This window comes from Amycolatopsis sp. WAC 04169 (assembly GCF_003947535.1).
GTDB classification, from domain to species: domain Bacteria; phylum Actinomycetota; class Actinomycetes; order Mycobacteriales; family Pseudonocardiaceae; genus Amycolatopsis; species Amycolatopsis keratiniphila.
The window spans coordinates 449,342-471,137 of the sequence record NZ_QHJI01000008.1; the positions used below are offsets into that span (position 1 = coordinate 449,342).

Annotated in this window: 20 protein-coding genes; 9 read left to right on the plus strand and 11 right to left on the minus strand. The window is 69.3% G+C overall.

Going from position 1 to position 21,796, the window contains the following annotated elements; translation table 11 throughout:
- Nucleotides 1-26 precede the first annotated feature (26 nt).
- The 3 genes from DMC61_RS24515 to dapC all read left to right on the plus strand — a co-directional run bounded on the left by DMC61_RS24515 (nucleotide 27) and on the right by dapC (nucleotide 1,737).
- The gene (locus tag DMC61_RS24515; protein ID WP_125691505.1) at nucleotides 27-218 is read left to right on the plus strand and encodes a hypothetical protein; all 192 of its coding nucleotides are present in this window, start codon (nucleotides 27-29) and stop codon (nucleotides 216-218) included.
- 110 nt (nucleotides 219-328) lie between these two features.
- Complete coding sequence (fdxA, locus tag DMC61_RS24520; RefSeq protein ID WP_016331413.1) at nucleotides 329-649, plus strand: ferredoxin; 321 nt, start codon at nucleotides 329-331, stop codon at nucleotides 647-649.
- Nucleotides 646-1,737 (plus strand): succinyldiaminopimelate transaminase, encoded by a 1,092-nt coding sequence (gene dapC / locus DMC61_RS24525; protein WP_125691507.1) that lies wholly within the window; start codon nucleotides 646-648, stop codon nucleotides 1,735-1,737. The genes fdxA and dapC overlap by 4 nt, the downstream gene beginning before the upstream one ends.
- A 1-nt stretch (nucleotide 1,738) precedes the next feature.
- Here dapC and DMC61_RS24530 read toward each other — a convergent pair whose 3' ends face one another.
- On the minus strand, nucleotides 1,739-2,347 hold the full coding sequence (locus DMC61_RS24530) for a TetR/AcrR family transcriptional regulator (RefSeq protein WP_125691509.1): 609 nt from the start codon (nucleotides 2,345-2,347) through the stop codon (nucleotides 1,739-1,741).
- A gap of 81 nt (nucleotides 2,348-2,428) precedes the next feature.
- Here DMC61_RS24530 and DMC61_RS24535 point away from each other — a divergent pair, with 81 nt between their 5' ends.
- Nucleotides 2,429-3,832, plus strand: a complete 1,404-nt coding sequence (locus DMC61_RS24535; RefSeq protein ID WP_125691511.1) for an FAD-dependent monooxygenase — start codon at nucleotides 2,429-2,431, stop codon at nucleotides 3,830-3,832.
- Here the strand turns inward: DMC61_RS24535 and DMC61_RS24540 are convergent.
- The 3 genes from DMC61_RS24540 to DMC61_RS24550 form a co-directional block, all read right to left on the minus strand.
- Entirely contained in the window at nucleotides 3,808-4,776 is a 969-nt protein-coding gene (locus DMC61_RS24540; RefSeq protein WP_125691513.1) for a CHAD domain-containing protein, read from the minus strand. The genes DMC61_RS24535 and DMC61_RS24540 overlap by 25 nt on opposite strands.
- Before the next feature lie 117 nt (nucleotides 4,777-4,893).
- Complete coding sequence (gene dapD, locus DMC61_RS24545; RefSeq protein ID WP_125691515.1) at nucleotides 4,894-5,880, minus strand: 2,3,4,5-tetrahydropyridine-2,6-dicarboxylate N-succinyltransferase; 987 nt, start codon at nucleotides 5,878-5,880, stop codon at nucleotides 4,894-4,896.
- A gap of 28 nt (nucleotides 5,881-5,908) precedes the next feature.
- A complete protein-coding gene (locus DMC61_RS24550) occupies nucleotides 5,909-6,298 on the minus strand; it encodes a hypothetical protein (RefSeq protein ID WP_233594927.1) in 390 nt (129 codons plus the stop codon).
- A gap of 48 nt (nucleotides 6,299-6,346) precedes the next feature.
- On the opposite strand from DMC61_RS24550, the gene dapE reads away from it, so the two are divergent.
- A complete protein-coding gene (dapE, locus tag DMC61_RS24555) occupies nucleotides 6,347-7,420 on the plus strand; it encodes a succinyl-diaminopimelate desuccinylase (protein ID WP_125691519.1) in 1,074 nt (357 codons plus the stop codon).
- On the opposite strand, the gene DMC61_RS24560 is transcribed toward dapE, so the two are convergent.
- The gene (locus tag DMC61_RS24560) at nucleotides 7,413-8,300 is read right to left on the minus strand and encodes an aminoglycoside phosphotransferase family protein (RefSeq protein WP_125691521.1); all 888 of its coding nucleotides are present in this window, start codon (nucleotides 8,298-8,300) and stop codon (nucleotides 7,413-7,415) included. The two genes, dapE and DMC61_RS24560, sit on opposite strands and share 8 nt — an antisense overlap.
- Nucleotides 8,297-9,550 carry a helix-turn-helix transcriptional regulator gene (locus DMC61_RS24565; RefSeq protein ID WP_125691522.1) on the minus strand — a complete coding sequence of 418 codons (1,254 nt, stop codon included), beginning with the start codon at nucleotides 9,548-9,550 and terminating at the stop codon, nucleotides 8,297-8,299. The genes DMC61_RS24560 and DMC61_RS24565 overlap by 4 nt, the downstream gene beginning before the upstream one ends.
- Nucleotides 9,551-9,661: 111 nt before the next feature.
- Between DMC61_RS24565 and DMC61_RS24570 the strand changes: the two genes are divergently transcribed.
- On the plus strand, nucleotides 9,662-10,423 hold the full coding sequence (locus tag DMC61_RS24570; protein ID WP_125691524.1) for a DUF3152 domain-containing protein: 762 nt from the start codon (nucleotides 9,662-9,664) through the stop codon (nucleotides 10,421-10,423).
- A gap of 42 nt (nucleotides 10,424-10,465) precedes the next feature.
- Here the strand turns inward: DMC61_RS24570 and DMC61_RS24575 are convergent, their stop codons facing one another.
- From DMC61_RS24575 to DMC61_RS24590, 4 genes are all read right to left on the minus strand, one after another.
- Nucleotides 10,466-11,521, minus strand: a complete 1,056-nt coding sequence (locus tag DMC61_RS24575) for a chitinase (protein WP_125691526.1) — start codon at nucleotides 11,519-11,521, stop codon at nucleotides 10,466-10,468.
- 203 nt (nucleotides 11,522-11,724) lie between these two features.
- Complete coding sequence (locus DMC61_RS24580; protein WP_125691528.1) at nucleotides 11,725-13,311, minus strand: M28 family peptidase; 1,587 nt, start codon at nucleotides 13,309-13,311, stop codon at nucleotides 11,725-11,727.
- 88 nt (nucleotides 13,312-13,399) lie between these two features.
- Nucleotides 13,400-15,667, minus strand: coding sequence for a M4 family metallopeptidase (locus DMC61_RS24585; protein WP_125691530.1), 2,268 nt, complete (start codon nucleotides 15,665-15,667; stop codon nucleotides 13,400-13,402).
- Between the two features lie 277 nt (nucleotides 15,668-15,944).
- Nucleotides 15,945-17,270: a helix-turn-helix domain-containing protein gene (locus DMC61_RS24590; RefSeq protein WP_125691532.1), complete on the minus strand. Its 1,326-nt coding sequence runs from the start codon at nucleotides 17,268-17,270 to the stop codon at nucleotides 15,945-15,947.
- 176 nt (nucleotides 17,271-17,446) lie between these two features.
- Here DMC61_RS24590 and DMC61_RS24595 point away from each other — a divergent pair, with 176 nt between their 5' ends.
- The 3 genes from DMC61_RS24595 (at nucleotide 17,447) to DMC61_RS24605 (ending at nucleotide 20,785) form a co-directional block, all read left to right on the plus strand.
- Entirely contained in the window at nucleotides 17,447-19,309 is a 1,863-nt protein-coding gene (locus tag DMC61_RS24595; RefSeq protein ID WP_125691534.1) for a glycoside hydrolase family 9 protein, read from the plus strand.
- A gap of 112 nt (nucleotides 19,310-19,421) precedes the next feature.
- A complete protein-coding gene (locus DMC61_RS24600; protein WP_016331429.1) occupies nucleotides 19,422-20,207 on the plus strand; it encodes a TIGR00730 family Rossman fold protein in 786 nt (261 codons plus the stop codon).
- A complete protein-coding gene (locus tag DMC61_RS24605; protein ID WP_125691536.1) occupies nucleotides 20,207-20,785 on the plus strand; it encodes a TIGR00730 family Rossman fold protein in 579 nt (192 codons plus the stop codon). The genes DMC61_RS24600 and DMC61_RS24605 overlap by 1 nt, the downstream gene beginning before the upstream one ends.
- A 292-nt stretch (nucleotides 20,786-21,077) precedes the next feature.
- Here the strand turns inward: DMC61_RS24605 and DMC61_RS24610 are convergent, their stop codons facing one another.
- Nucleotides 21,078-21,752, minus strand: coding sequence for a 1-acyl-sn-glycerol-3-phosphate acyltransferase (locus tag DMC61_RS24610; RefSeq protein WP_125691538.1), 675 nt, complete (start codon nucleotides 21,750-21,752; stop codon nucleotides 21,078-21,080).
- Nucleotides 21,753-21,796 lie beyond the last annotated feature (44 nt).

Genomic DNA, 21,796 nt, shown 5'->3' on the forward strand with positions numbered 1-21,796 from the left:
CCAAGGAAGGCAGTGGAGGGACCCCGATGAGCATCGCGCGCAAGGACGACAGGCACAACGAAGACCTGGTTCGCGAGATTTCCGACGGCTTCAACCGGGCGTTGGGCGCGGAAAAGGCCGTCGACAAGGACGCAGCGGCGGCGAAGCCCGCCGCGCCGCAGTTCGTCATCACTGGGGACAGCAGGGCCACTCCGCCGCCGCGCCGGAAAGACCGCTGAAAGCCCATACCCGAGGTACGGATAAGGGTGGCCTAAGCGGGCCGGTCGCGCCCGTGGGCGCGTAATGTCCGTTGCAGACTGGTGAAGCAGAGATAAAGCAGGAGTACGCAGTGACCTACGTGATCGCCGAGCCCTGCGTCGACGTGCTCGACAAGGCGTGTATCGACGAGTGCCCCGTGGATTGCATCTACGAGGGTGACCGCATGCTGTACATCCACCCGGACGAATGCGTCGACTGCGGTGCCTGCGAGCCGGTCTGCCCCGTCGAGGCGATCTACTACGAGGACGACGTCCCCGACGAGTGGAACGACTACACCAAGGCCAACGTCGACTTCTTCGACGAGCTCGGCTCGCCCGGTGGCGCCTCCAAGGTCGGCAAGACCAGTCACGACCCCGCCTTCATCAAGGCTCTTCCCCCGCAGGGCGAATGAGCCGGGTCGCTCTTCCCGATTTTCCCTGGGATTCCCTCGCCGAGGCCAAGGCGAAGGCCCAGGCACATCCCGGCGGCATCGTCGACCTGTCGATCGGCACGCCGGTGGACCCGGTCCCCGAGAGCATCCGCGCGGCACTCGCGTCCGTGTCGGAGATCCCGGGGTACCCGACCACGCACGGGATCCCGGAGCTCAGGGCCGCCGCGATCGACGCGCTTTCGCGGCGGCACGGCATCGAGGGTGTTCCCGAGGCCGCGGTGCTGCCGACGATCGGCTCGAAGGAGCTGGTCGCTTCGCTGCCGCGGCAGCTGGGCTTCGGTCCCGGTGATCTCGTCGTCATTCCCGAGGTGGCGTACCCGACCTACGAGGTCGGTGTGCTGCTGGCGGGTGCTTCGCTGCTGCGCGCGGACAGCACGTTCGCGCTCGGCCCGCAGCGGCCTTCGATGCTGTGGCTGAATTCGCCGTCCAACCCGACCGGGCGCGTGCTCGGTGTCGATCACCTGCGCAAAGTCGTCGACTGGGCGCGGGAGCGCGACGTCGTCGTGGTCTCCGACGAGTGTTATCTGGCGCTGGGCTGGGAAAGCGAGCCCGTGTCGATCCTGCACCCGGACGTGCACGGCGGCTCCCTCGACGGCCTGCTGGCCGTCCATTCGCTGTCGAAGTCCGCGAACCTCGCGAGCTACCGCGCCGGTTTCGTCACCGGCGACCCGAAGCTCGTCGCCGGTCTGCTGGAGATCCGCAAGCACTCCGGGCTGATCGTGCCGAGGCCGGTGCAGGAGGCCATGGTCGCCGCGCTGAAGGACGACGAAGCGCTTGCCGTGCAACGGGAACGCTACGCGCGCCGCCGGCTGGTGCTGCGGAAGGCGTTGCTGGACAGCGGTTTCGAGATCTCGCATTCCGAGGCAGGGCTGTATCTCTGGTCCACGCGCGGTGAATCCGCGCTCGACACGGTCGACTGGCTCGCCGGGCGAGGCATCCTCGCCGCGCCGGGCACGTTCTACGGGCCGACCGGCGGGAACCATGTCCGGATCGCCTTGACGGCGACCGACGAGCGGATCGACGCGGCCGTGGAGCGGCTGGCTTCCTGATTCAGCGCACGTCGCGACCGGTGAAACCCCGGTAGACGAACCGCGTCAGCGCCTCGACGGCTTCTTCTTCGGAGATCGCCGACGGGTCGAGCAGCCACGTGTGCGCGAAACCGTTGACCAGTTCGGCCATCATCGCGAGCGTGACCCGCTCCGACGCCGGGAGTTCCATCCCCGCCGCGGTGATGTACCCGAGGTGGTCCAGGAGATCTGCCGCCTGGGCGGCGCCGAAGCGCGCATAGGTGCGTGCGAACTCGTCGCTGACCATCGCGGCTTGGCGTAGCGCGAGCATCGTCGCGGCGTTGTCGCGGTGGAAATCCCAGTACGCGCAGACGTGCCAGCGCACGGCCTGCGGGTCGGTGAAGTCGGGTATGTGCTCCGGCGAGGCCGCGTCGACGTCGCTCGCCGCCGCGAGATCTTCGAGAAGCGCTTCGAGCAGTTCTTCCTTGCTCGCGAAGTGGTTGTAGAACGAACCCGCTGCGCGTCCGGCCTCCGCCGTGATGTCGGTGATCTTGGTGTTCAGGTACCCCTTCGCCGCGAAAACGCGCTTCGCCGCCTCTTTGAGCGCGGCCTCGGTCTCCGCCGCCTTCTCCTTGCGGCTCATCGCCGTCATCGGCACCTCCTTGACACGGAAGGCTAGCAACGAGCATAGTGAATTCAGATTCACTGAATTTCAATTCACTGGAGGAGTGGAATGACCGACGTGCTGATCGCGGGAGCCGGGCCGACCGGGCTCACGCTGGCCATCGACCTCGCGCGCCGCGGCGTCGGGGTGCGGATCGTGGAGAAGGCCGAGACGTTCTTCGAGGGTTCGCGCGGCGACGGTCTGCAACCGCGCACGCTGGAGGTCTTCGAAGACCTCGGCGTCCTGGACGCGGTGCTGGCCGCCGGGCAGCAGCCCGTGGCGGTGAAGATCCATTTGGGCGGCGAGGTCGTCGGCGAGCGGTGGATGGCCGAGCTCGCCGAGCCGACGCCGGACGTCCCGTACCCGAACGGCCACTTCCTCGGCCAGTCGCGGACCGAGGGGATCCTTCGTGAGCGGCTCGCCGAATTCGGCGTCCAGGTCGAGCTCGGCACCCCGCTGCTCGGTTTCGAGCAGGACGCCGAAGGGGTGACCGCCGAGCTGCCGGGCGAGCGCGTCCGGGTCGATTACCTCGTCGGCGCGGACGGGGGGAAGAGCTTCGTGCGCAAGGCGCTCGGGATCGCGTTCGAGGGCACCACCGACGAGTCGGTCCGCATGCTGCTGGGCGACGTCCAGGCCGAGGGGCTCGATCGCGCGTACGGGCATTGGTTCGCGAAGCCCGAGGATCCGATGTCGGGGATCGTGCTCACGCCGCTGCCCGGGGTGCCGCATTTCCAGTTCGGCGCGCCGCTGGGCGAGGAGGAGGTCGAGGCGTCGCTCGGCACGTTGCAGTCCCGGCTCGACGAGCTGTCCGGCGGCGGGGTCCGGCTGCACGACCTCGCCTGGTCGACGGTGTGGCGGCCCAACATCCGGCTCGCCGAGCGGTTCCGTGACGGCCGTGTGTTCCTCGCCGGCGACGCGGCGCACGTCCACCCGCCGACCGGTGGGCAAGGGCTCAACACCGGCGTCCAGGACGCGTACAACCTGGGCTGGAAACTCGCCGACGGCTCACCGGAACTGCTCGACAGTTACGAGCCCGAGCGCCGCGGGGTCGCCGCGCGGGTGCTGAAGATCAGCACTCAGATCCTCGAGAAGTACAAGGAGGGCGCGGAAGACGCGCACGAACGCGGCGAGAACACGCGTCAGCTGGACATCGGCTACCGCGGTGGCCCGCTCGCGCCCGCGGCGGCCGGCCGGATCCGGCCCGGCGACCGCGCCCCGGACGCGCCGCTGAAGGACGCGAACGGCAAATCCGTCCGGCTGTTCGAGCTGCTGCGCGGGCCGCAGGCGACGGTGCTGGTGTTCGGCGACGGTCCGGCGCCCGAAGGCGCGCGGCGGATCCTGCCCGCGGGCAGCGCACTGTCCGATGTGGACTTCGAGGACGTCGGCGGGCATGCCTTCGCCGCGTACGAAGCCGGCAACGGAAGGCAGGTGCTGATCCGCCCGGACGGCTATATCCGCGCGCTTACCGCCTGAGCGGCCGCGTCGACCTCCGCCCAGACGTCGCGCCAGACGGCACGGACCTCGGCGCGGCGCAGGAGTTCCTTCTCCGCGATCCGGCCCGCGATGAACGCGACTTCGGCGTCGACGGAGGCGACCACGCCCCGCATCCGATCGGCGGCGACGCAGGCGTCCTGGTGATCTCCGAGGACGGTCTGGAAGTTCTTCGTGGCCTTGATCAGCCGCTGGATCCGTTCCGCTTGCTTCTTCTTCGCCGCGGGCTTGGCCATCTCGGCGGCGTAGCGGAGTTTCTTGCCGTAGATGCGAAGCGCGTGAAGGTCGTCGTCCGGAGGATCGGCGGGAAGCGCCTTCACAGCCTTCGCGAGCTTTCGATGCGGCTTCGCGAGACCGGCGACGAGGTCGGCCGAGGTCTGGGGGCTTTCGTCGGCTTCTTCGGTGGCGGGCTGCCGGGCGAGGCGGCCGATGTCCTGCAGCATCGAGGCGTACCTGGGGCTGGCGAGGGCGCGGGTAAGCCGCCGCTTCGCGACGCCGCGTTCGGTGACGAACTTCGAGACCAGACGGCGCGCGGCGGGCTGGTCGCGCACCTCGAATTCGGCGACGACCTCGCGGAGGTGTCCGATCAGGACGTCGTAGTCGCGGACGTCGCCGAGGGACTGGCCGAGCCAGCCGAGTTCGGCGCGCACGGGCTCGGCGTCCGGGCCGACGAGGCGGCCCGAGAGCTTGAGGACGCTCCGCATGCGGCGCAGCGCGACCCGCATCTGGTGGAGGTCTTCGGGGTCGGCACCGGATTTGGTGCCCGGTTCGTGCGCGAGGAGGGCGCGGATCTCGACGTCGAGTTTGACCCGGACGTGGGTGGCCGCCGGATCGTCCGGCCCCGCTTTCGCGGGACGGTCGCCGAGCCCGAGCGCGGCCGGAGTGGTCGAAGGGACGTGCTTGCGCGGCAGGGTCTCGGCTGTCACAAGATGAATTCTAAGTGAACCGGCAAGGTGGTCCAGGCCGTGAGAACAGCAAGGGACCTTTGCTACCACCCTCCGGGGGAGAGTGGTAGCAAAGGTCCCTTGCTCTCTTTTCGCAGGTCAGTTGGCGTGCAGGGCCGCGTTCAGCTCGATGCCGACCCCGGTGCGCGCGACGACCTCGACGGCGCCGGTCCCGGAGTTCCGCCGGAACACCGCGCCCGAGATGCCGGACAGCTCCAGCGCCTTCACGACCTTGCCCTCGAAGGTCACCTTCGTGCCGGCCGTGACGTACAGGCCAGCCTCGACGACCGAGTCGTCGCCGAGCGAGATGCCGACGCCGCCGTTCGCGCCGATCAGGCAGCGCTCGCCGATCGAGATGGTCTCCTTGCCGCCGCCGGACAGCGTGCCCATGATCGACGCGCCACCGCCGACGTCGGAGCCGTCGCCGACCACGACGCCCGCCGAGATCCGGCCTTCGACCATCGAGGCGCCGAGCGTGCCGGCGTTGAAGTTGACGAAGCCTTCGTGCATGACCGTGGTGCCGTTGGCCAGGTGCGCGCCGAGTCGGGCGCGGTCGGCGTCGGCGATGCGGACGCCGGTCGGCACGACGTAGTCCACCATCCGCGGGAACTTGTCCACGCCGTAGACGGTGACGTTGCCGCGCGCCCGCAGCCGTAGCCGGGTCGCCTCGAAGCCCTCGACGGGGCACGGCCCGTGGTTGGTCCACACGACGTTCGCCAGCAGCCCGAAGACGCCGTCGAGGTTCGCGCCGTGCGGCCGGACCAGGCGGTGCGACAGCAGGTGGAGGCGCAGGTAGACGTCGTGCGTGTCGCCGGGCGCGTCGGCGAGACGGGCGATGGTCGTGCGGACCGCGACGACCTCGACACCGCGGTCGGTGTCCGGGCCGAGCTGCGCCGCCGCGGCCTCGCCGAGGGCCTCGGAGGCCTCCTCGGCGGTCAGCCGCACCGTGCCGGCGGTGCCTTCGGCGCCGTCGATCAGCTTGGGCAGCGGGAACCAGGTGTCCAGCACCGTGCCGTCGGTCGTGACGGTGGCCAGTCCGACGCCGGTGGCGCCGGTCGTTTCGGGGTCAGGGGTCTGCTCGCTCACGTCCTGAACGGTAACCCAGTGACCCTCCTCAGCCGCCGACGAGGCTCTTCACACTGGTCAGCGCCGTCGCCATGTCGCCGAGCGCCTGGCCGCACGGGCCGCCGGGAGCCGCCATGTCCTGGCAGTTCGCGGCGCGGAAGGCGGCGATCGGGCGGTCGAGGACGTCGGCGTGCGACGACAGGTCCGGGCGGCGCTTGCGGACGGTGCCCGCGGCGCTGGAGAGTTCGGTGACGTACTTCTGGCAGCTCTTGGGCGATTCGGTCCCCGGCGCCAGGTAGCACTGGTCGGTCGTCAGCGCTTTGAGCTTGATCGGCAGCACGTCCGGCCCGGTGCCCTGGGTCGGACGGACCTTCACCGGGACTTCGCCCGATCCGCAGCCGCTGAGTACCAGGAGGAGGGCGACCAAGATCGTTCGCATGCGCACTCCTTCACGGTAGCCCCGGGCGCCCGGCGGTACGGTGCGGGCATGCCTTCGCTCGATCTGCACGCCGATCCCGTCGACCTCACCGCCGCGCTGGTGGACATCTTCAGCGTCTCCGAAGAGGAGAAGGTCATCGCGGACACCGTGCAGGCCGCGCTCCAGGCGCAGGCACCGCATCTCGAGGTGATCCGCAACGGTGACGCGGTCCTCGCCCGTACGAACCTCGGCCGTCCGTCGCGGGTGCTGCTGGCCGGGCATCTCGACACCGTTCCGGTCAACGAGAACATGCCCGTGCGCCGCGAGGGGACCGGTGACGACGAGATCCTGCACGGGCTGGGCACCGTCGACATGAAGAGCGGCGACGCCGTCTTCCTGCACCTCGCCGCCGCCCTCCGGGAGCCGAAGCACGACGTCACCTTCGTGTTCTACGACTGCGAAGAGATCGAAGCGACGAAGAACGGTCTCGGCCGCATCGAGCGCGAGCTGCCCGAGTGGCTGAAGGCCGACCTCGCGATCCTCGGTGAGCCGTCGAACGGCGGGATCGAGGGCGGTTGCCAGGGCACCATGCGGATCGAGATCCGCGTCGAGGGCGCCCGGGCGCACACCGCGCGCGGCTGGATGGGCGTCAACGCGATCCACGGTCTCGCCGAACCTCTGCGCAGGCTGGCCGAGTACACGCCGCGTGTGGTCGACATCGACGGCCTGACTTACCGCGAAGGGCTCCAGGCCACGAAGATCGGCGGCGGTGTGGCGGGCAACGTCGTGCCGGACGAGGCCGTGCTCACGATCAACCACCGCTTCGCTCCGGACAGGAGCGCCGAGCAGGCCGAGGCGCACCTTCGCGAGGTCTTCGAGGGCTACGACGTCAAGATTGTCGACTTGTCGCCAGGTGCGTTGCCCGGGCTGAGCGCTCCCGCGGCGGCCGAGCTGGTCGCCGCGGCCGGTGGCAAGGCGGTCGCGAAGCTGGGCTGGACCGACGTCGCGCGCTTCGCGGCTCTCGGGATTCCTGCGGTGAACTTCGGGCCTGGCGACCCGACGCTCGCGCACACCCGCCAGGAGAACGTGCGGGCGGGCGAGATCCGGCAGGTCGCTTCGGTGCTGCGCGCGTTCCTCAGCTAGCCAGGGCGAGGTATTCGTCGATAGCCTGCTCCGCGCCGCCGTAGGTGAGGTGCGAGATGGCGAACATGGGGGCGACGACGCGGCTCCAGGCGTACAGCCGGTCGCCGTCGAGCCCGCACGCGGTCGCCACCGCCTGGCACCGGGCTTCGACTCCCTCGTGTCCGGCGCCGCTCACTACGTAGTCGACGGCGTCGAAGCACGGATCACCCACGCACGCCTTCGGATCGATCGCGATCAGGCCGCGCGGGCCGCCGTCCAGGACGTTGCCGAGGTGCAGATCGCCGTGGAGCAGCACGACGCCGGCCTGTGTGTCCAGCAGCCTTTCGCAGCGATCGATCGCGCGCTGCCAGGTGGCCGGACCGATCCGGGCGGCGATGGCCGGTTCGGTGACGCGACGGCCGATCCGGTCGAACGACTCCTCGAACCGGCCGCGCAGGGTCCACGGCCAGCCCTCGGGCGGGGCGACCGCGTGCAGGGCGGCGAGCAGCTCTCCCCATCGCCCCGGCAAGGTCGACGGCGGCAGGTTCTCGGCTTCGGTGCCCGGCTGGATCTCCTCCAGCACCATCGCGCCGGCGTCCGCGTCGGCGGCGAGGACGCCGGGCACCTGGCCCGACGGGGCGAACACCCGCAGCATTTCGAGCTGTTTGGTCAGCAGCGGCCCATCCGGGCTGAGTTTGAGCACCGCCGGTGTCCCGTCGGACCACCGGCAGCGAAAGACGACGGACGAGGCTCCGCTGTCGAACAACCCACCGAGCGCGAAGTCCCATCGGGAAGCGAGGCGTTCGGCGAGGGCGGGGACACCGGCGAGCCACCCTTCGGCCTCGGCGCCGAACCGGTCGGCCAGACGAGTGCTGATGTCGTCCAAGTCCACATCGGTCACTGGGAAACGTCCTCCTCGGCTCCGAGAAGGAGCAGTCCACGCCGCAGTAGGTCCGCGGCCTCTTGAAAGCGCCCCTGATCGCGAAGCAGCTCTCCCGCCTTGTCGATCGAAGCGGCCAAGACGCCGCGAGCGTCGCGGAGGGCCGCTACGTCGATGGCGTGCGCGAAGCCCGCTTCGGCTGCTTCGAGGTCTCCGCGGGCCAGCGCCAGCGATCCTTGCTGGAACACAAGGGACGCGGAGAGCGGCGAGTCCGCAGGGATGGCTTCAGCCGCTTCGGAGAGTAGACGGGCGGCGTCGTCGAGACGACCGAATTCGCGGCAGACGTCGGCGAGTTCCAGCGTGACGGCCTGATCAGGCGCGGCCGCGCGTGACGCGCGAAGGTCCGCGAGAGCGCCTTCGAGGTCGTCGGCCCGCCGGACCAGCGCTCGCGCGACCAGGCACCGGGCCAGGACCGGGCGCAGGGCTCGTTCGTGGAGCAGATCGTGCAGCGCCGACACGGCGGCGACGGCGTCGGCCACCCGTCCTTCGGCGAGATACGCCTCGGCCAGCCGACGCTGGTTCTCGGCGAGTTCGGTCAGGATCGCCTCGTCGCCGCGAGCCAGCCGCAGTGCTTCTCCCGCGTGATGCGCGGCCTGGATGGTCTCGCCGAGGCGGAGCTGCCCGTCGGCGAGGTACGCGTGCAGGGTCAGCAGGAGCACCGGATGGGGGTGACGCTCCAGGCTCGCGTCGAGCGCCGTCCGGAGCAGGTGCATCGCGTGGTGCGGCTCGCCGCGGCCGACCAGGACGTTCGCCCGCAGCGCGGCGGCCAGTCCCCGGTACGACGGGATGTCGGCGGCGAGCGCGGTTTCGGCGGCGGCCACCAGCCGCGGCAGGGTGTCGTCCCGGGCGAAGCGCGCGAGCCACAGCCAGGCGAGCCCGGCCTGACGGTCGCGGCCGCTCTTCTCGGCCAGCCGCGCCAGCCGTCGCATCTTCGCCGCCGAACCGCTCCCGGCCAGGAAGTCCGCCGCGGTCGCCGCGATGTCGAGGTCGAGCCGGACGTCGTCGCGCGGCGAAGTCACGCCGAGCAGCTCGCCGGTGTCCACGCCGAGCCGGGTGGCGAAATGGCGGACCGCGTCGCCGGACGGTGTCCGCGCGCCCGTCTCGACGGAAGAGACGTACGCGGCGGTGTAGTGCGGTTCGGCGAGTTCGCGCTGGGTGAGGCCGCGTTCGGCGCGCAGCCGCCGCAGCCGTCCGCCGACCTCCTCGCCCATGACCGAGAACGATACGGGCGAGCGCGCCGAAAGGTTGCGCGCGCGGTCCCACAACTTCTCCCGGCCCCTGCTCGTATCCCCGGACGTGACCGAAGACCTCCGGGAGGACCGATGACCGCGCGCCGGGCGCTGGCCCTCGTCGTCTGCGCTTTGATGGTGGCCGGTTGCGAAGACCATTCCGTCGCCCCTCCCGCGGTGACACCGGCGCCGGTCACCGTCCCCTCGACGACGCCGTCATCCGCGCCCAAGCCCGTGCTGGCGCCACCGTCCGCCGAAATCACCTTCCCGGAGGCGGGATCCGGCCAGTGGGTGTTCCCGACCGGCGAAGGCCAGGTCGCCGGGTTCGCCGGAAGGTTGCTCCGGTACCGGCTCGCCGCCGAAGCCGACATCGTGGGGGTGAGCCAGGACGCTTTCGTCAAGACGGTCGAGTCCACTTTGGCCGATCCGCGCGGCTGGACCGGCGGTGGACGGTGGCGCCTGCAGCGGGCCGGGCCGGACGGTCCCGCCGATTTCACGATCTACCTCGCGACGCCGAAGACGCGCGACGTGCTGTGCGGCAGGCCGGACGGCTACACCTCGTGCCGCAACGGGAACAGCGTCGTGCTCAACGTCGCGCGCTGGGCGCACGGCGTGCCCGGCTACGGTGCCCCGCTGGAGGTCTACCGGCAGTACATGGTCACGCACGAGGTCGGGCACCGGCTCGGGCGCGGGCACGAGCGATGCCCGGTGCCGGGCGCCCTCGCGCCGGTGATGCAGCAGCAGACGCTCGGCCTGCACGGCTGCGCCCCGAATCCGTGGCCCTATCCCGACGGGAAGCAGTACACGGGTCCCTCGGGGGAGTACGACGATCCGATCCCGCGTGGCGACTCGTGAGTGGTAAGGACGGCTAGAACCGTCCTTACCACTCACGAGGCTTTAGCGGCCCTGCAGGGATTTCACGTTCCGGCCGAAGGTCCAGCTCCGCGAACCGTCCCAGTTGATCGACCAGGTCATCAGGCCCTTGAGCGCGGGGATGCTGCGGTACGCCTGGGAAACCAGGCTCGGCGACATGTACCCGCCACCCGCGCCCGCCTGCGCCGGCAGGCCGGGGGCCTGCTTGTCGTAGGGGACGCGGATCGTCTGGCCCTGGATCACCAGTCCCTTGTCGAGGCAGTTGGTCTGCGCGACGAAGCCCTGAACCGTCCCGGCCTGGTACGAATCGCCGGAGCAGCCGTACATGCTTCCGTTGTAGTACTGCATGTTCAGCCACCACAGGCGGCCGTTGTCCGCGTACTTCTTGATGATCGGCAGGTACGCGCCCCAGATCGAGCCGTAGACGACGCTGCCGCCGGTGACGTACGCGGTCTCGGGCGCCATGGTGAGCCCGAAGTTCGGCGGCATCGCGGCGAGGACGCCGTCGATGATCCGGATGAGGTTCTTCTGCGACGCGGAGAGCGTGTTGATGTTCCCGCTGCCGGTGAGGCCGGTTTCGATGTCGATGTCGATCCCGTCGAAGTTGTACTTCTTCAGGATCGGCACGATGGTCGCGACGAATTTGTCCGCCACGGTGGCCGAATTCAGATCGATTCCCGCGGTGGCGCCGCCGATGGACATCAGGATCGTCGCGCCCGCGTCCTTCGCGGCGCACATTTCGGACGGGGTCGCGACCTTCACAGTCGCGTCCATCCCATCCTCCCATTTGGCCGTTCCGTCGGACAGGATGACCGGAAAGGCCGCGTTGATCACGTTGTACCCGTTGTCCTTGATCCGGGCGTCGGTGATCGGGATCCAGCCCAGCGGCGGATGGACGCCGTTCGAAGCGCCGTCCCAGTTCTCCCAATAGCCTTGCAGGACCTTGCCCGCGGGCTTCGATTTGACCGCGCAGACCTCGGCGTCGGGCGAGGCCTGCGCCGGGGTCAGGACGGCGAGTGTGGTGACGGCGAGTACCGCCGCGCCGGTGATTGCGAGCAGCCGTGAGACGCGACCGAACATACCCAGCTCCCATCTCGAAAGCGGTTTGAACGAACAGGAAGCGGCCGTTCGGCTCAACATAGGTCGCGGTGCCCGGCCCCCGCTACCGACGATCGGGTGGTCTAGACCAGATATCGAAGAGTTGCCCGAAATTCTTCCCCACGCACGAAGGCCATCCCACGAGGCCGGGTGTCCTTGTGAGATGGCCTTCGCCATTCGGATGGTCAGACGGTGATCGTCCAGCTGTCGAGCGTGCCGGTGTCCTGCGCGTAGGCGTCGTAGAGCACGAGCGTCCAAGTGCCGGAAGCGGCCTCGTTGGTCACGGGGACCGAGTAGGTCCGCGTGCCGAGATCCGTGCAGGGCAGCGAGCCGGTGGCCTTGACCGAGTACGTGCTGCCGTCAGGCGCCTTCAGGCTGATCCGCAGGTCCTCGGAGCAGGTGTGCGTCCCGGTGATCGACACCTTCACCGGCGAGGTCGCCGTGCCCGTCGCGGTGGACGTGATCGGGCTGTTGACCGTCGCGTAGTCGTTGAGCGCGAAGTCGGTGCCGTTGGTGAACGTGCGCACGCTGACGTCGCCGACGGTGAGCGTGTACTGCGCCGTGCGGTCCACCGAGGTCCCGTCACCGGTCACCGTGATCGTGCTGGTGCCGTTGGGAGTGCTCGCCGACGTCGCGATGGTGAGCGTCGAAGAACCGCCCGACTGCACGGAAGCGGGGTTGAACGTCGCGGTCGCCCCGGCGGGAAGGCCGCTCGCGCTCAGCGAGACCGCTTGCGCCGCACCGGAAGTGGTCGCGGTGTTGACCGTGACGGTCGTCGACTGTCCCGCTTGGACGGTGCCGGAGGACGGCGAGAGGCCGAGCGAGAAGTCCGGGCCCGTCGACGTGCCGACGGCGAGCTTCCAGAGCGCGTAGGCGATCGCGTCGCTGTTCTTCTCCAGCGGGGTGTCCGGGATGTTCGACAGCGTGTCGCAGGCGCGGTGGTAGCAGCTGTCGAAGGGCCTGCCCGCAGTGCCGCCCCATTTCTGTTGCTGCGCGGCGCTCTTCGTGTAGCCGGCACCGGTCGCGAGACCGCCGACCGGGATGCCCGCGCTCTTGAACGACGCGTGGTCCGAACGGCCGTCGCCCTCGGTGTCGCCCTCGGTCTGGATACCGATCGTGCGGAAGTACTCGTCGAACACCGCCTTGACCGAAGCCACGTCGTCGTAGACGAAGTAGCCCCAGTTGTCGGAGCCGATCATGTCGAAGTTCAGGTACGTCTTGATCTTCGTGCGCTCGGTCTGCGGGAGGCTGTTGACGTAGAACTTGGAGCCGCGCAGGCCGGACTCCTCGTCGGCCCACCAGCCGAAGCGGACGCGTTTGGCCATCGCCGGGTTCTCACGGGCCAGCGTCAGCGCGACTTCGAGGATCGAGGCCGAACCCGAGCCGTTGTCGTTGATGCCGGGGCCGGCGCTGACGCTGTCGAGGTGCGCGCCGAGCATGATGACCTGGCTCGCGTCACCCTGCGGCCATTCCGCGATGACGTTCTGGTTCGAACCCGCGCAGCTCGTGCAGGACTGCAACGTGACGTTGTAGCCGGCGTCGCGCAGTTTCTGGGCCACATAGGACACCGACGCCGGGTAGCCCGGCCGTCCGGCGGCGCGGTTGCCGCCGTTCTGGTTGGCGATGGTCTGCAACGCGCTCAAATGCGCCTTGACGTTGGCGAGCGAGATGTCCGGTGCGGCGGCCGTGGTCGCCTGCGCGGGCGCGGTGACGACACCCAGTACGGCGGCCATGCCGACGACGGCCGCTCCTAGTCGCTTTCCCCACTTCATGCCGGGGTGTTCCTTTCTGGGGTGATGGTCCGTGAAGGCCTCCTTGAGGGACCCTGGGTCCCTCAAGGAGGCCTTCACGGAACGGGGATCAGACGGTGATCGACCAGCTGGAGAGCGTGCCGGTGTCCTGCGCGTAGGCGTCGTAGACCACGAGGGTCCAGGTGCCCGCCGCGACCTCGTTGGTCACGTTCACCGAGTAGTTCCGCGTGCCCAGATCGGTGCAGGGCAAGGAACCAGTGGGCTTGACCGAGTACGTGCTGCCGTCGGGGGCCTTCAGGCTGATGCGGAGGTCCTCGGAGCAGGTGTGCGTCCCGGTGACCGTCACCTTCACCGGGGACACCGCGTTACCGGTGGCGGTGGAGGTGATCGGGCTGTTCACCGTGCCGTAGTCGTTCAGGGCGTAGTCGGTGTCGTTGGTGTACGTCCGCAGGTCGCCGCCGGTACCGACGGTGAGCTTGTACTGCGCGGTGTGCGTGCCGCTCGCCGCGGTGCCGGTCACCGTGATGGTGCTGGTGCCGTCAGGGGTGCTCGCCGACGTCGCGATGGTGAGCGTCGAGGAGGCACCGGACTGCACCGAGGCCGGGTTGAACGTCGCGGTCGCCCCGGCGGGTAGGCCGCTCGCGCTCAGCGAAACCGTCTGCGCCGTACCGTTGACGGTCGCGGTGTTCACCGTGACGGTGGCCGACTCGCCTGCCTTGACCGAGCCCGACGCGGGGGTGACTCCGACCGAGAAGTCGTTGCCCTGCGGGGTGCACGAGGTGGGCTCACCGGTCGCCGGGGTGACGCTGATCGCGTCCCACGCCGCCTTGGTGGTGTTGAACTCGGTGCAGGAACCCGGGTACAGCGCGAGCGCCGCCTCCAGGGTGGCCTTGCGGGCCGCCTTGTGGTTCCAGCTGGAGGTCTTCTTCAGCAGGCCGTTGTAGAAGATCTTCGCGGCCTTCTGGATGCCGATCCCGGTGATCGAGGTGTTGTTGCAGGTCGGGCTGGCCGGCTTGCCGACCGGCGCGGTGCCCTCGGCCAGCAGGTAGAACCAGTGGTTCTGCGGGCCCGCGGCGGCGTGCACCTCGGTGTTCGGGATGGACGAGGAGTAGCAGTCGGGGTTGCCCGAGATCCGGCTCGGCTGGTTCATGTAGCGGATCGGGCCGCGGCCGACCAGGTTCACGCCCTCGCCGACGTCGTAGTCGGGGACGTCCTTGGCGTTGTTGGCGTAGTGCTCGGTGACGGCACCGAAGATGTCACCGGTGGACTCGTTGAGCCCGCCGTTCTCGTTGCCGCTGCCCGCGCCGCCCGGCGTGGTCTGGAAGATGGCGTGGCCGTATTCGTGGGCGACGACGTCCATCGGGGTGGCCTGACGCTGGCTGTCCTGCGAGCGGCCGTAGGTGGTCGAGGAGCCGTTCCAGTAGGCGTTGGCCTGGTTGAGGCCGACGTAGGCGGGGAAGCCGCCGCCGTTGCCGTTGATACCGTTGCGGCCGAGCCATTCGCCCAGCATCTTCCACTCGGTCTGCACGCCGAAGAGCGCGTCGACACAGGCGGTTTCCAGGTCGGTGCCGGAACCGTTGCCCCAGTTGTCGTCCGGGCCGCTGAAGGGCGAGCCGTTCTGGCGGGCACAGCTGATGTTGGTGCGCTGCGGGTCGCGCATCGTGTACGTGCCGCCGGAGTTCGTCGTGTCGATGGTGACGTTGCCGGCGTAGTAGCTGTTCCCGGCGCCCAGCGTGCCCACCTCGTTCGACGTCGCCTTCGGTGCGGCGGCGGGGAAGTTGGACATCTTGACGTCGTCACGGGTTTCGAGCACCGCGCCGGTGGCGCCGTCCACGAAGACGTGCAGGTTGCTCGGCGCCGTCGCCTTGGTGCCCGCGACGACGACCTCGTAGGCGAGCTTGGGGGAGTTCCCCGCCAGCACGACGAGTTTCGGCGCGACCACGCTGTCTACTTTGGACAGCTGGCCGCGGGCGACCTCGGTCGCCTTCGCCGCGGAGATCCTGGCCTTGGTGTCCACCGAGATCGCCGCGGTCTCCGCGGCGCTGGTGCCGCGGACGCGCCCGGCGCCGTCGGCCACCACCACCGCGTCCCCGCCGACGACCGGCAGACCACGGTAGGTTCGTTCGTAAGCGGCGTAGAAGAGTCCTCCGCCACCCTGGGTCAGCCCGACGCGGCGGAAGTCCTCTTGGGCTCCCTTCCGCAGGTGGTCCACCCCGGCCGCGGCGGCCCGGTCGGCCGCGCTCCCGGCGCCGGCGTCGGGGCTCGCGGGCTGGATGGTGGCGGTGGTCGCGTTCGCCGGGGTCACCGGGAACGTCATGCTCAGGGCAAGGCCGGCGACGGCCGCCAACCCTGTTCTGAGCCCTCGCTGAACGGTCATGTGAACCTTCCATGGGCAGGACCGCGTACCCGGACGGCCAGTGGCGCGGCGGGGAATCAGACCGGGGCGGGTGCACGGCGGGGGACGGGGAGCGTGCCCATTCGGATAACTGGAGTTATCCCGATGGACACGTTCGAGTAAAGGAGCCGCTCACAAGGCCGTCAATGGGCCGGATGGCCTAGCGGGCCGGGTGAAGATCCACATGCAAGGAATAAAATCCCTGTGTAGTAAGAGTTTTTCCCGCCATGTGCGATATATGGCGACTTTCGTATGGTTTTCAGACCGCCGGCCCGGAATCGGACATAGCGGCCGCGCGCACACCGCGCCGATAGGCCTCCGTCGCTTTTTCGATTAATCCGCGGGCCCGCAACGTGTCGCCCAAATGCAGTGCGGTGGCGACGAGCGCGCCGCGCAGCTCGGCCTTTTCCTGTGCGGTGGCGGCTTCTTCGAGCAACGCGGTCGCTTCGGGCAGATCGCCGCGGGCGCGGGCGATGAGTCCCAGCAACCGGAGAACCTCGGTCCTCGCCTCGATATCGGGGGATCGATCCAGAAGCGGCCGGATCCCCTCGGCGAGTTCGGCCGCCTCGTCGAGCTCCCCTTGCCGGCGGCGGACGTCGGCGAGCTCGATGGTCGCGCCGAGCACCCCCTCCTGCGATCCGGCCTTGGCGAGGAGATCGCGGGCGAGCCGTAGTTCGGCGTGCGCCTCGTCGAGTTTTCCCAGCCGTCGCCACAGGAAGCCGCGGGCCCAGCGGCTGCGGGCGGCGTCACGGTCGTAGCCGATCGAAGTGAACAGTCTCAGTGCCCGCGAAAGGTCCTTCTCCGCGCGGTCGACCAGGCCGATCTCCTGCCACAGTTGCGCCGCCTGCCGGTGATAGCGCGCGGAGATGTCCTTGCGGTGAGCGGAAGAGAGGATGCGGCGGCCTTCCTCGGCGGCGCGGCGCGCTCGGCGCAGCGCGCCCATTTCGATGAGCGGATGGATCAACGCGGTCAGCAGTGCCAGTTCGGCATCCGGATCGGTCGCACCGGTGGCGCGAAGCTCGGCGAGCGCCGCTTCGACGAGCGCGACCGACGCCCCCAGGTCACCCGACAACGCACGGCAGGCGGCCAACCGGTTGACGATCATCGCGCGCAACCGGGGCGAAGCGGCGTCGGCGAGCTCCATGGCGTGCGCGAAACCCTTGTCCGCCAACGGGATGTCGTAGCGCTGCCACTGGACTTCGCCGAGATAGAAGCGGGCGTGGCATTGGACGTCCGGCAGCCGGTATCCGGCCGCCCGGCGCTCCACGCGGGCGAATTCGCGCTCGGCGGCTTCGAGTCCGCCCTTCTGCAACTCGCGGTACGCGGTCTCGAGCGCGTCGGTGAGTTCTTCGGCGGCGCCCGGAGGCCGGTCGAAGCGGAGCTCGTCCGGGGTGAGCCCGAGCCGCCGCGCGAGATGGGAGAGCACGTCGTCCGAAGGCAGGCGGCCGCCCGACTCGACCTTGGCGAGGAAGCCGCGGTCGTAGCGGGGCTCGGCCAGCTCGCGCTGGGTCAGCCCGCGTGCCCGGCGCAACCGCCGGATCCGCGCGCCGAGTGGTTCTGCCCCGCTGGACGGCACCTCGACCACGGTAGACGATTTCCCGGCGGGGATCCGGGTTGAGCAGGACAGATACCCGCCAACAACGCCCGGATCCGGTGACTTTCGACCGCTGAAACGGACATATTGACTGGTGGCGTTCCGGGCGCTAGCGTCTTGCGCCATAAAAAGGAAACTTTCTTAACTAATTCGTGAGCGGGGCGCCGATGATGGTGAGTTCCTGGTCCCGGACGGTGGCCGCGGTTTCGGCACTGGTCCTCGGGGGTTTGACGGTTCCGGCGGTTTCGGCCGCGGCGGCGGTGCAAGGTGAGGTCCGGGTCGACCAGGTCGGCTACGGCATCACCGAGACCAAGCACGCTTATCTCCTTTCCAGCGCGCCGGGTTCGTTCTCGGTGATCGACGAACGCGGCCGGACCGTCCATCGTGGACGGACCGGGCAGTCGCTCGGCGCGTGGAACGCGAAATACCCGGCGGTGTACCAGCTGGACCTGTCGAAGGTCTGGCTGCCGGGCAAGTACCGGATCGAGGTCACCGGCGAGACCAAGGCGACGTCGCCGACGTTCCGGGTGGACACCAAGGACCGGCTCTTCACCCCGCTCGTGCGCGCCACCAACGAGTTCTTCCAGGCGCAGCGCGACGGGGACGACATCATCCCCGGCAGGCTCGATCGCAAACCCTCGCATCTGGCCGACAAACAGGCCACGGTCTACGAATGGCCCGCGTTCGGCGGTGAATTCGGCGACGAGATCACCGAACCGCTGAAGCCGTCGGGCGGGCCGATCGATGTCGAGGGCGGCTGGGTCGACGCGGGTGACTTCGTCAAGTTCACCTCGAACACCGCGTACTCGCTGGCGGAGCTGGGATACGTCCTCCGCGAGGACTACGACCGGGCGCTGGCCGCGGAGGTCAAGCTCGGTCTCGACTGGCTCGACAAGATGTGGGACGAGAAGAGCAAGACGCTCTACGCCCAGGTCGGCATCGGGACCGGCAGTGACAAGTTCGGCTTCCTCGGCGACCACGACGTCTGGCGGAACCCGCACGACGACGACCCGCTCGACGTGAAGCCGGGCGACCCCAAGTACTTCGTGAAGCACCGGCCGGTCTTCCCGGCGAACCCCGGCGGTTCCGCGCTCAGCCCGAACCTCGCCGGCCGCGTGGCCGCCGCGTTCGCGCTCGGCGCGCAGGTCGAGGCCAAGCGGAACCCTTCGCTGGCAAAGAAGTACTTCGCCGAGGCTGCCTCGGTGTTCGCACAGGCCAAGACCGAGAACGTCGGCGAACTGGTCACGGCGTTCCCGCACGCGTACTACCCGGAATCGTCCTGGCGGGACGACATGGAACTCGGCGCGACGCAGCTCGCCCTGGCGGCCAAGGCCCTGCGGGACCCGCGGGCGGCCGAATGGACGCGGCAGGCGGCGCACTGGGCGAAGGCCTACATCGACGTCGAAGAGAAGAGCACGCTCAACCTGTACGACACCAGCGCGCTGGCACACGCCGAACTGGCGAAGCTCCTGCGGCACGATGTCCCGGGTGCGGCGCTGGGCCCGAAGGAGCTGATCGGTGACCTTCGCCGTCAGCTCGACGAAGGTGTCGCGAGCGCCGCTCAGAGTCCTTTCCGGACCGCCGTCTCGGTGAAGGAATTCGACGCGGCCAGCAAGAGCTTCGGGTTCGCCGCGACCGAGCGGCTGTACGCCGACCTGACCGGTGACCGCCGGTACGCGGCGTTCGGCTCGCAGCAGCGGAACTTCACCCTCGGCGCGAACGCGTGGGGCATCTCGCTGGTCGTCGGCGTCGGCACCACGTACCCGCGATGCCCGCACCACCAGGCGGCGAACCTCGCCGGCGAGGAGAAGCTGCTCTACGGCGCCGTCGTGAACGGCCCCAACGGGGCGGAGAACTTCGAGCACATGGAGCTCCCGCCGGGTTCGAAGGACTGCAAGAAGCCCTTCGACGCCTTCGACACCCCCGAGTCCCGCTACGCCGACGACCTCGCGTCGTGGCCGAGCAACGAGCCCGCCATCGACTTCACCTCGACGGCCATGCTCGCGTTCGCGCTGACCGGACGTTCCTGAGGCGTGCTCGCGGGGCCCGCTCACCGGCGGGCCCCGCGTTCGCGTACCCGACAACTCCTGTTCGCGGCGATGCCGCCGCTCCGGACGGTGACGACGTCGTAGTCTTGGCGGGGTGAGTGAGACAAGCGAGTTCCCCGACGGCCAGTACCCGGAACGTCCGATCGAGCGCCACAAGGGCCCGGTCGTGCTGCGGCGGGATCGCCGTGACCAGGGCAGCACCACCGACCAGCGCCTGCTGGACTCGCGGGGGCCGAGCGACTGGGTGCACACCGACCCGTGGCGGGTGCTGCGGATCCAGGCCGAGTTCGTCGAGGGCTTCGGCGCGCTGGCCGAGGTGCCGCGCGCGGTGACGGTATTCGGTTCCGCGCGGACCAAGCGGGAGCACCCGGAGTACGAACTCGGCCGCAAGATCGGCGCCGCGCTCGCGAACGCGGGCTTCGCGGTGATGACCGGCGGCGGCCCCGGCGCGATGGAAGCGGTGAACCGCGGCGCCAACGAGGCGGGCGGCTTCTCCGTCGGCCTCGGCATCGAGCTGCCGTTCGAGCAGGGGCTGAACCCGTGGGTCGACCTCGGCGTGAACTTCCGGTACTTCTTCGCCCGCAAGACCATGTTCATCAAGTACTCGCAGGCGTTCATCTGCCTGCCCGGCGGCTTCGGCACGCTCGACGAGCTGTTCGAGGCGCTCACCCTGGTGCAGACGAAGAAGGTCACGAAGTTCCCGGTCGTGCTGTTCGGCAGCGACTACTGGGGCGGCCTGTACGACTGGATCGCCAAGACGCTGCTCGCCGAGGGCAAGATCGGCGAGAAGGACCTCGACCTGCTGCACGTCACCGACGACATCGACGACGCCGTGCGCGTCGTGCAGGAGTCGTACCAGGCGTGGGAGGACACCCACTGATGGCGGCGCCGCGCCGGATCTGCGTCTTCTGCGGCTCGTCGATGGGCTTCGACCCGCGATATGCGGACGAGGCTCGTGCCCTGGGCACGCTGCTGGCCTCGCGGGGGATCGGGCTGGTCTACGGCGGGGCGTCGGTCGGGACCATGGGCGTCGTCGCGGACGCCGCGCTCGCCGCGGGCGGCGAGGCGATCGGCGTGATCCCGGAGGCGCTGGGAAGCGTCGAGATCGCGCACGCCGGCCTGACCGAACTGCACGTCGTCGCCGACATGCACCAGCGGAAGGCGAAGATGGCGGCGCTGTCCGACGGCTTCCTCGCGCTGCCCGGCGGCGCGGGGACGCTGGAGGAACTGTTCGAGGTGTGGACGTGGGCCCAGCTCGGGCTGCACGAGAAGCCGATCGGGCTGGTCGACGTCGGCGGGTACTACGCGCCGCTGCTGAAGTTCGCCGACCACATGGTGTCGGAGGGTTTTCTGTCGGCCGGGTACCGGGACATGCTCTCGATCGACTCGGACGCTTCGGTGCTTCTCGACGGCTTCGTGGACTACGTGCCTCCGCCTCGGCCTAAGTGGGCGAAGTAGGGCTTTGGCGGGCTCCGCGGGTACATGAAGGCCCCCTTGAGGGACTCAGAGTCCGTGAAGGCCTCCTTCACTACCTTGAGGGTAGGGAAGGAGGCCTTCACGGCACTCCACCCAGCACCAGCCGCACCGGAATGCGCCAAATGTCCCTTTAGTCCAACTCGCGCGTGCAAATGAAAGTGTCTTTCCTTGCAAAATTTGCAAGGAAAGACACTTTCATTGCAGCGGCAAGTGCGGAGCCGCAAGCGGCGGGGGAGCAAGGGACCTTTGCTACCACCCGCGCCCCACGCGACCGTCAGGCAGCGCTCTGATCAGGCCGTTTGTGATAAGAGTCGACGTACTCCTGCCCCGAAAGCTCCAGGATCGCGTACATGATCTCGTCGGTCACCGAACGCCGGATCGCCGGCGACGAGTCCTGCCCCTCGTACCGCGAGAAGTCCAGCGGCGCGCCGTAGGTGACGGTGATCTTCGCCCGCCGCGGGATCCGCTTACCGCCGGGCTGCAGGTTTTCGGTCCCGGTCAGCGCGACGGGCACCACCTTCGCCCCGGTCGCCAGCGCCAGCGCCGCGACACCGGTGTGCCCGCGGTGCAGCCGCCCGTCCAGCGAGCGGGTGCCTTCGGGGTAGATCGCAAACGCGCCGCCAGCGTCGAGCACCTTCCGCGCCGCTTCGAGCGCGGCGAGACCGGCCTGCGCGTTGCCGCGTTCGACCGGGACATAGCCGAGGCCGCCCAGGAAACCGGCCATCAGTTTGCCCCTGAGCCCGCGGCCGGTGAAGTACTCCGCCTTGCCGAGGAACTTGACCTGCCGCATCGCCGTGAAAGTGATCACGCCGGTGTCCAGCGCCGCCCGATGGTTGGGTGCCAGCAGCACCGGCCCGGTGGCGGGGATGTTCTCCACGCCGCGGATCTCGGGGCGGTACAGCGCTCTGACCAGCGGGCCGAGCACGAAGCGGACGAGCAGCGGTAGCAAGGTTCCTCCATCGACAGGGTGTCGGACTCCAGCATGGCACGATC